The sequence below is a fragment of the Clostridium sp. D53t1_180928_C8 genome (assembly GCF_015667795.1).
Lineage (GTDB): Bacteria > Bacillota > Clostridia > Clostridiales > Clostridiaceae > Clostridium.
Window position 1 is genome coordinate 1 of sequence record NZ_JADPEL010000084.1, and the last position, 8,099, is coordinate 8,099.

Annotated in this window: 8 protein-coding genes; 1 reads left to right on the forward strand and 7 read right to left on the reverse strand. The window is 26.5% G+C overall.

Annotation, left to right across the window (positions count from 1 at the left end; translation table 11 throughout):
- Positions 1–196: 196 nt before the first annotated feature.
- The 6 genes from I4V51_RS20030 to I4V51_RS20055 all read right to left on the reverse strand — a co-directional run bounded on the left by I4V51_RS20030 (position 197) and on the right by I4V51_RS20055 (position 5,783).
- Positions 197–649, reverse strand: coding sequence for a hypothetical protein (locus tag I4V51_RS20030; protein WP_195990208.1), 453 nt, complete (start codon positions 647–649; stop codon positions 197–199).
- A 7-nt stretch (positions 650–656) separates the two neighbouring features.
- A complete protein-coding gene (locus tag I4V51_RS20035; RefSeq protein WP_195990209.1) occupies positions 657–1,643 on the reverse strand; it encodes a ParA family protein in 987 nt (328 codons plus the stop codon).
- 303 nt (positions 1,644–1,946) lie between these two features.
- Complete coding sequence (locus I4V51_RS20040) at positions 1,947–3,038, reverse strand: linear amide C-N hydrolase (protein WP_195990210.1); 1,092 nt, start codon at positions 3,036–3,038, stop codon at positions 1,947–1,949.
- 338 nt (positions 3,039–3,376) lie between these two features.
- Positions 3,377–4,213, reverse strand: a complete 837-nt coding sequence (locus I4V51_RS20045; protein ID WP_279325462.1) for an aldo/keto reductase — start codon at positions 4,211–4,213, stop codon at positions 3,377–3,379.
- Between the two features lies 1 nt (position 4,214).
- Positions 4,215–4,904: a ribose 5-phosphate isomerase A gene (rpiA, locus tag I4V51_RS20050; protein ID WP_195990212.1), complete on the reverse strand. Its 690-nt coding sequence runs from the start codon at positions 4,902–4,904 to the stop codon at positions 4,215–4,217.
- Between the two features lie 24 nt (positions 4,905–4,928).
- Positions 4,929–5,783 (reverse strand): MurR/RpiR family transcriptional regulator, encoded by an 855-nt coding sequence (locus tag I4V51_RS20055; RefSeq protein WP_195990213.1) that lies wholly within the window; start codon positions 5,781–5,783, stop codon positions 4,929–4,931.
- A 338-nt stretch (positions 5,784–6,121) separates the two neighbouring features.
- Between I4V51_RS20055 and I4V51_RS20060 the strand changes: the two genes are divergently transcribed.
- A complete protein-coding gene (locus tag I4V51_RS20060; RefSeq protein ID WP_195990214.1) occupies positions 6,122–7,444 on the forward strand; it encodes an IS3 family transposase in 1,323 nt (440 codons plus the stop codon).
- A 138-nt stretch (positions 7,445–7,582) separates the two neighbouring features.
- Here the strand turns inward: I4V51_RS20060 and I4V51_RS20065 are convergent.
- Positions 7,583–8,099 (reverse strand): hypothetical protein (locus I4V51_RS20065; RefSeq protein ID WP_195990215.1); only part of this gene is annotated, 517 nt, incomplete at its 5' end.

Below are 8,099 nucleotides of genomic sequence, written 5' to 3' on the forward strand. Positions count from 1 at the left end.
CTAAACTACTATTATCCATATTGGATACCTCCTTGTATTATAGTTGTGGTCGGCAAACCTACTATAATTTTACAACGGAGGTTTTTTTATTTCTACTCACCGCTAGAAGCTTTCCGGAACCACAGGTCGAACCTGTGGTATTCTAAATACAATAAATTATTGCTATTATATTGAAATAGCAATAGTTTATTTAAAGTTACAACCCCTTTAAGTATAAAGCCCTATTTTTATTTTCAAAATACTTTTCAATTCCTTCTAATATCTTAACTTTATTTGCTCTACCTTTACATTCAGTTTTATAAAGTATTTTATATAAGTATTTTATCTCTGCTACTGAAATATGCTTTAATATCTTTTTCTTACTATTTTCATCATCATGTTTATATATTAAATTGGTTAAATAATATTTTTCAACTTCTTCTTCTGTTTTTATACTAGCGATATTATCAGATAACTCTACTGTTTTTTTCTCCTTAGTTTTTTTTATATTATCATTAGCTTCTATATCTTTATCTATATTATTTAGTACATATAATGCATCTTCTTTTTTAAACTTAAAATATTTACTATTAAACATATCCTTTTTATCATATAAATCTATATATTGATTGAATATATATTGAATTATTTCTAAATCCTTCTTTTTCATATTTCACCTATATAATTTTATTTAATATATTTGCTATTTCCTTATATTCTGAGTGAATATCTCCATTATTAACGGTAATTGGTACTCCATAATTCTGAGGATTTGATCTATTGTTTAAATGCCTTATTGAAACATCAAATATATGCTTTTTATTTGTAGCAACATACTGGGAATCCGTAACTAGAGATTTATTATTTTCTAATACTCTACTAATAATTAAATCTAAATTCGTTAATAATTCCTCATTACTTATTGATGTACTACTTGTTTTTAACATAGTTATTAGAACTCCTATCAACTCTGGTCTTTTACCAAAGTATTTTTTAATTGTTATTCCACCTATATTATTATCATAAACATATTTTAAGTAAGTTCCCTGAACTTCAGATATATAGTCTGCAACACCATCACAACTAATCTCATCTAAAATTGTAGGAATAAGATAATAATCACTGTAAAGATACACTCCTTGTGTTATTATGTTACTATTTGGTGGACAATCAAAAAGTATATAATCATAGTTATTTTCTTTACATATATCTTCCATAATTTTCGAAATAGAAAGTATAGTGATTGTATTCTTTGCCATTTTTTCTGCAATATCATTTAATCTACTATTTTTTATATTTAAAACTGTTGGAATATATTCTAATCTTCCTCCACTATTAGAATATTTGTTTATACGTTTAACCATATTATTTATAGATAAATATCTTGTTTTAACTTGTCCCTCTAATATTTCAATCTTACTAGCTTCCTTTAAATACTCACTGTATAACTCTATAGCAAAATTTAATGTTTCTTCAACATTGATATTTTCTAACTTAATATCACTTGTTTTACTGCACACTTTACTTAATGAGCATTGAGGATCTAAATCAACTAGCAATACCTTTTTTTGATGCATCTCAGCTAATAATGCTCCTATCTCAAATACTGTTGTTGTTTTGCCAACTCCTCCCTTATAATTACCAAAGAAAACTTTTTTGACCATAGATACCCCTTATTTATTGTTTCAAATATATTTTATTTAATAATTTTTTATAATATAACTCTATTTATAAATTTATCTCCTCTCTATATCATGATTAGAATCACTAGATAATTATTTATTAAAAAAAATATTCCAAAATTGTATTGTAATTATAATATGCACATAATATTGTAACTGCTTTCATATATTAGATTTTAATTATTATTCTATAAGTAGCATATTCAACGACCAATTAATTACCAAATTACTGCTTGTCACTGGAAATAAACTGTTAGTTGAACGCCCTACTGAATGGAAGCAAAGCTACTCCTTAGTAATATACTTAAAATCTGGAGTCCTATTAAGATCATATTCAACATAATTGTTAACATCTAATAAATCATTTAAATCTACACATTGAACTATTTGATTTTCATATGTTACCCAATAAAATCTAAGTGATTCAGCACACATTACAGCTGTGTAAATTGTATACTCATACCGTTCTAAACATTCTCCATACTCAATTATATTATTTTTCCCTACTAATTCAACTAAGCCAAGAGGCACTGCAACATTGTTGAATAAATGAATAATATTACTAACACCATCCTCTTCATCTATGCCTTTAACAGCATACTTTTTCAAAAATGATAATCGTATAAACCTTGATGTAGAAAAACAATCTCCTAGAAGTCCAATTGCACCATCTCCCGAAAAACACTTATTTAACTTTTCTCCATTAATATCTAAATTATCATAATCTAAATTTCTAATATTAAAGTAATTTAATAAATTCAAGCAATGCCAAAAATAGCTTGGACTATTAGTCATAACTCCCATGGAATTACGATAAATACTTACTCCTGTTTCATCTGGCTCAATAATAACAGCTTCACCTGTTTTATCTGAAAATATCCAATGAATTGATGGTACTTGTCCAAGTATAGGTATATTAATTAAGGTAATTTTATTTTCAAGCATATCAATAACTTCATCTACACTTTTACATCTTGTTAAAAGATATGTAACAAGAAATGGTGGTTGTATAGCTATTGTACCTTTATCTTTTTTATCACTATATTTAGCAAAGCAACGATAAGCTAACTGCCCACCCATTACCCCTTTTTCATTGATTCCCTCATATAAAATTGGTGTAGATTGCATAATACTTATTCCTGTTCCAACTGCTGCATACTTTGATACAGTTTTTGTTTTTTCAACTAGGTTATTTTCTACTCTTGTCCCGCATCCATAATAAATCTTATCTTTAGGAATATATATTATTTTACTTTCTTCAGGAATACAATTAAAATCAAAGTTTCTCCCCCATAGATGTTTATTATCTTCTGTAGTCCAGCTCATAGAACTACATTCACCATTCATAGCATTTAACATCTTATTAATATTATCCATGCATTACCTCATTATTTTTTTACTTTTTCTAAATATTATATGTAATAAATATATAAACTTATTATTTTAATAATTATAAATTAAAAATTAGCACCTATACTTTTTAAATATAAATGCTAATTTGTTAATCATAAATAATAATATATTCATTTATCATTGCATATTTAACAGGCATGTACACCTTCTCCTGCATTTTCGGATACTTCTCCTATTATAATAGGATCTAAGGTTTCTTGATTTACTGTTAATCTATTGCAACCTGCAAAGTTACTGTAGTAATTATTAATAAGGCAATTATAATATTTATAACTTATCTACTAAAATTACTTTTTTATAATTTATTTAAAATCAAGATATGTACTATTTTCAGGTACTCCACTTACTGATACATCATCTCCATCATTTAATGAATTAATAATATCCATATCTTCAACAGAAAGTTTAAAATCAAAAATTCCTAAATTTTCTTTTATTCTTTCCTCATTTGATGACTTAGGTATAGGGATTACTCCTCTTTGAATATGCCATCTCAATATTATTTGAGCTATAGTTTTTTTATATTTTTCAGATAAACCTATTATTAATTCATTAGAAAATAATCTCCCCCTCATTATTGGACTCCATGCAACAAGCTGAATATTATTTTCTTCACAGTAACTCAACATATCACTTTTAGAACTTTGAGGATGTACTTCTACTTGATTTACCATTGGAATAATATCAGCACTCTTCTTTAATTCTTCTAGATGACCTATTTTAAAATTACAAACTCCAATTGATTTTACCTTTCCTGTTTTATAAAGATACTCAAATGCTTTCCAAGTTTCTAAATTTAACTTATTTGGCCAATGTATAAGATATAAATCAATATAATCAACTTGTAATCTTTCTAATGATTTATTAAATGCTCTAATTGTATTATCATATCCATGATCATCATTCCACAGCTTAGTTACTAAAAATATCTCTTCCCTATTTACTCCACTTTCTTTTATACCATTTCCAATACCAACTTCATTTCCATAAAAAGAAGCTGTATCAATTTGTCTATATCCAGTTTGCAGTGCATACTTTATAATTTTTGCAGTTTCTTCATCACTTCCAGATTTATATGTTCCAAATCCAATAGAAGGCATTTTAATTCCATTACTTAATACTTTAAATTTTTCCTTCATTTTATATATCATCCCTTTTTCTTTCTATTATTTTTACTCCATTTTCTCCAACTACTAATGCTTTTGTTACTATATTATAAAATAATGAAGTCTCTACAACTCCTATTATTCTTTTTAGAGAATTATTTAGCTTAGAAATATCTTTAATATCTTCTTTATTAAATTTAACATCCATAAGGAATAATCCATGATCACTAATTGTAATCCCATCTTTTGAATTACTTGTTCTTAATTTAGGATATCCCCCTAATTTTTTTACTGCTTTTTCAACTGCAGATTTGCTTTCAGGTATTATTTCTAAAACAACTGAATGATTAAATTCTAAATTTTTAACAACTTTGCTTTCATCCACAAGTAATATATAATCCTCAGCCATATTTGCTATTATTTTTTCTTTTGTATGGATTCCTCCACCACTTTTTAAAGCAGTTAAATTTTCATCTACTTCATCACACCCATCAAATGCTACAGAAATTGAATCTATAGCCCAAGTTGCTACTACCTTTAATCCATTTTCAATACAAAGTTTTTCTGTTTGAAATGATGGTGTAACAATTGATACATCTAACCCTGCTTCTTTAATATAAGAAACAAGATAAGCTATAGTAGCTCCACCTCCAAGTCCTATAACAGATCCTTCCTTAATATATTTTAAAGCCTCTTTTGCACATTTCTTCTTCAAACCACACACTCTCCTTACCAATTTTATAAACCGTTATACTTTTTCATCTGCAATAACTTGTGCATGTCTGCTTATATTACTATAAACATCCTCTTTTCCTACAGTTAAGAAAAGATATAATATTTCTATTACAGTCATAGCTGAAATTCTTGAAAAATAATATTCAGATAAAAATAATTTCTCCCTAGTGGAAGTTCTAATATGATACTTACATATTTTTGCTAGTGGTGAATTATCGCTATTTGTTATAGCAATTGTAGTAGCTTCCTTTTCTGTAGCAATTTCTATAACATCAATTAATCTCTTAGATGCTCCTGAATTAGAAATAACTATAACAACATCTTCTTTTGATAAATTATATGTATATGCAATTTGAGTTTCCCAAATTGTATTAGTAACTGCTGGAATTCCAATTTGATTTAATTTATAGCAGCCATCTAACGCTATGGGAATTGTATTTCCAACTGCTACAAATTGGACTATTCTGGCTTTTTTTAATATATCTAATATTTCTTTTAATTCTTTTTCATTAATCATAGAAATTGTTTGTTTTAATTCTTCAACTTTATTAGCTAAAATATTATTAAGAGACTCTTTAATATTTTCTTCACTTACGCTACCTGAAATAGTGATTTTTTCTTGTTTAGAATCCACCATTTCTTGTGCTAATGTTAATTTTAAATGATGAAAGCCTTTCATATTGCACTTTTTACAAAATCTTGTTACTGTTGCCTCACTAGACCCAGCTGCATTTGCTAGCTCCGAAATCGTCATTTCAATTACATTCTCTTTATTATCTATTATATAATCAGCTATTTTTTTTTCAGCTTCAAAAAAATTATTATATTCAGCAAAAATTATATCCATAACAGACTTTATATTTTTCATAATTTCTCCTTGTATATCTATTTATATATTTTATAATAAAAATATATCAGTAAAAATAATTTTTGTAAATATATTTTAAACGAAATTTATTTTTACCATATAATAATAAAAAGCCTTCTAACAAGTAAAATACTAACTTATCAGAAGACTTTTCCTAAATCCCTAGACTAATTTTCATTTAAAAATACTACTTAATTATTTTTATACATCTAAATACTTATATAATAATAAAAGAAGTGATATTACTAAAATGGAACCTATAAGATAGACACGTATAAAAGAGAGTCTATCTATATAGGTTCTTTTTTTGTACAATAATTTTATGAGGTGAATTAATTATGAGTAAAATAAGATTCTCAAATGATGAAATGGATAAGTTATCAAAGAATAAATATGTGCTTAAAGTAAGTGATAAAGCAATAACATATACTAATGAATTTAAGATACATTTTATTTCTGAATATAATAAAGGAAAAATTTCAAGGGTTATTTTTGAAGAAGCTGGATTTGATGTAGATATTCTTGGTATACGTCGTGTAGATTGTGCAGGTGCAAGATGGAGAAAAGCATATAAGGATAACGGAATATTAGGATTAGATGATACTAGAAGGAATAATAGTGGGCGTCCGCGTCAGCGTAAAATTACTAAAGATGAACTAATTGCAAAACAAAATTCTGAAATTGAATATTTAAAAGCTGAGGTAGAATTACTAAAAAAATTAGAGCTGCTAGAAAGGCAGGTGAAAAAAGGTAAATTAGTAGCAGCGCAAGCATTTACACTAATAGAATCTATAGCGAAGAAACTATCTTTAGATAAGGTAATTAAACAGTTATGTAATATAGCAGGCGTTTCACGCTCCGGTTATTATAACTATTTGAAATCTAAGAATAATCGCAAAAATCGTGAAATGCAAGATGAAATAATCAAAAATAATGTTTTGAAAGCTTTTAACTATAGAGGTTATAAAAAAGGTTCAAGATCTATTAAAATGATATTGAAGGAAAAATATGATATTACCTATAGTAGGAAGCGTATACAAAGGATAATGAGAAAGTTTAATATAATTTGTCCAATCAGAAAGCCTAATCCTTATAAACGTATAGCTAAAGCTACAAAGGAACATACTGTCGTTCCGAATTTGCTTAATAGGAATTTCAAACAAGAGATACCAGGTAAGGTATTACTTACAGATATCACATATTTACAGTATTCAAATTCTAATATGGCTTATTTATCGACCATCAAAAATGCATCAACGAATGAAATATTAGCTTATAATTTATCAAATAGAATAACTTTAGATATCGTTACAAATACAATACATAAATTAATAGACAATCCTAATGTAAAACTTACTAAAGATGCCTTTATCCATTCAGATCAAGGTAGTCATTATACAAGCCCGACATTTCAAAAACTTTTGAAATCTAAAAAACTAGGACAATCCATGTCCAGACGCGGAAATTGTTGGGATAATGCACCTCAAGAATCATTTTTTGGACATATGAAAGCTGAAATTAATTATAAATCTTGCTCTAGTTTAGATGAGATACAATTAGTCATTGATGATTATATTGACTATTATAACAACGATCGTTGTCAGTGGAACTTAAAAAAGCTGACTCCTGTTAAATACAGAAATCAGCTTTTAAATTCTTAACTCTCTTTTTTAAAATGTCCTTGACATAGGGTCCACTTTAAATTCCTAACTCTCTTTTTTATCATGTCTCCTCTATAGGGTACATTTTATTTAATAATTTCATAATCATCTTTCATTTAAATAATCAAATAAGTAATATTAATAAATTACCTCAATATCTCCATTATCTAAATAAATCCAATATTCACCTAAAATAGTTCCTCCAAATAGCCTTTTAGCATCAAGTTCCTCTTTTTCAACATAATCATATATTGTAACACATATTATATTTTCAAATAGTTTACTTACTTGCGTAGTTGTATTTAATGTAAAATTAACTATTGCATGTATTTCTTCTTCATCTATAAATTTAGTTATGTAATAACTTCTGATATATTCCAATATATCTTCTGTTGTAGCAATTCGCGTTAATCTCCAGTTTCCTGTTACATCATTTCTTACTGAACTTGGCTTATCATCACTAATAACATTAAATTTTTTATCACTTTTCCCAATAATATTTTCTCTTTCATCCCCTATTAGACTATTTTCTAAAACTTCTTTATAAATTTTTTCGTATGCTTCTATAGAATTTTCATAAGCTATTTTAGATTTTTCAATATATTTATATTTATTTTTTTCTAAATATCTTATTCTATATTTAAAAGCTGTACTT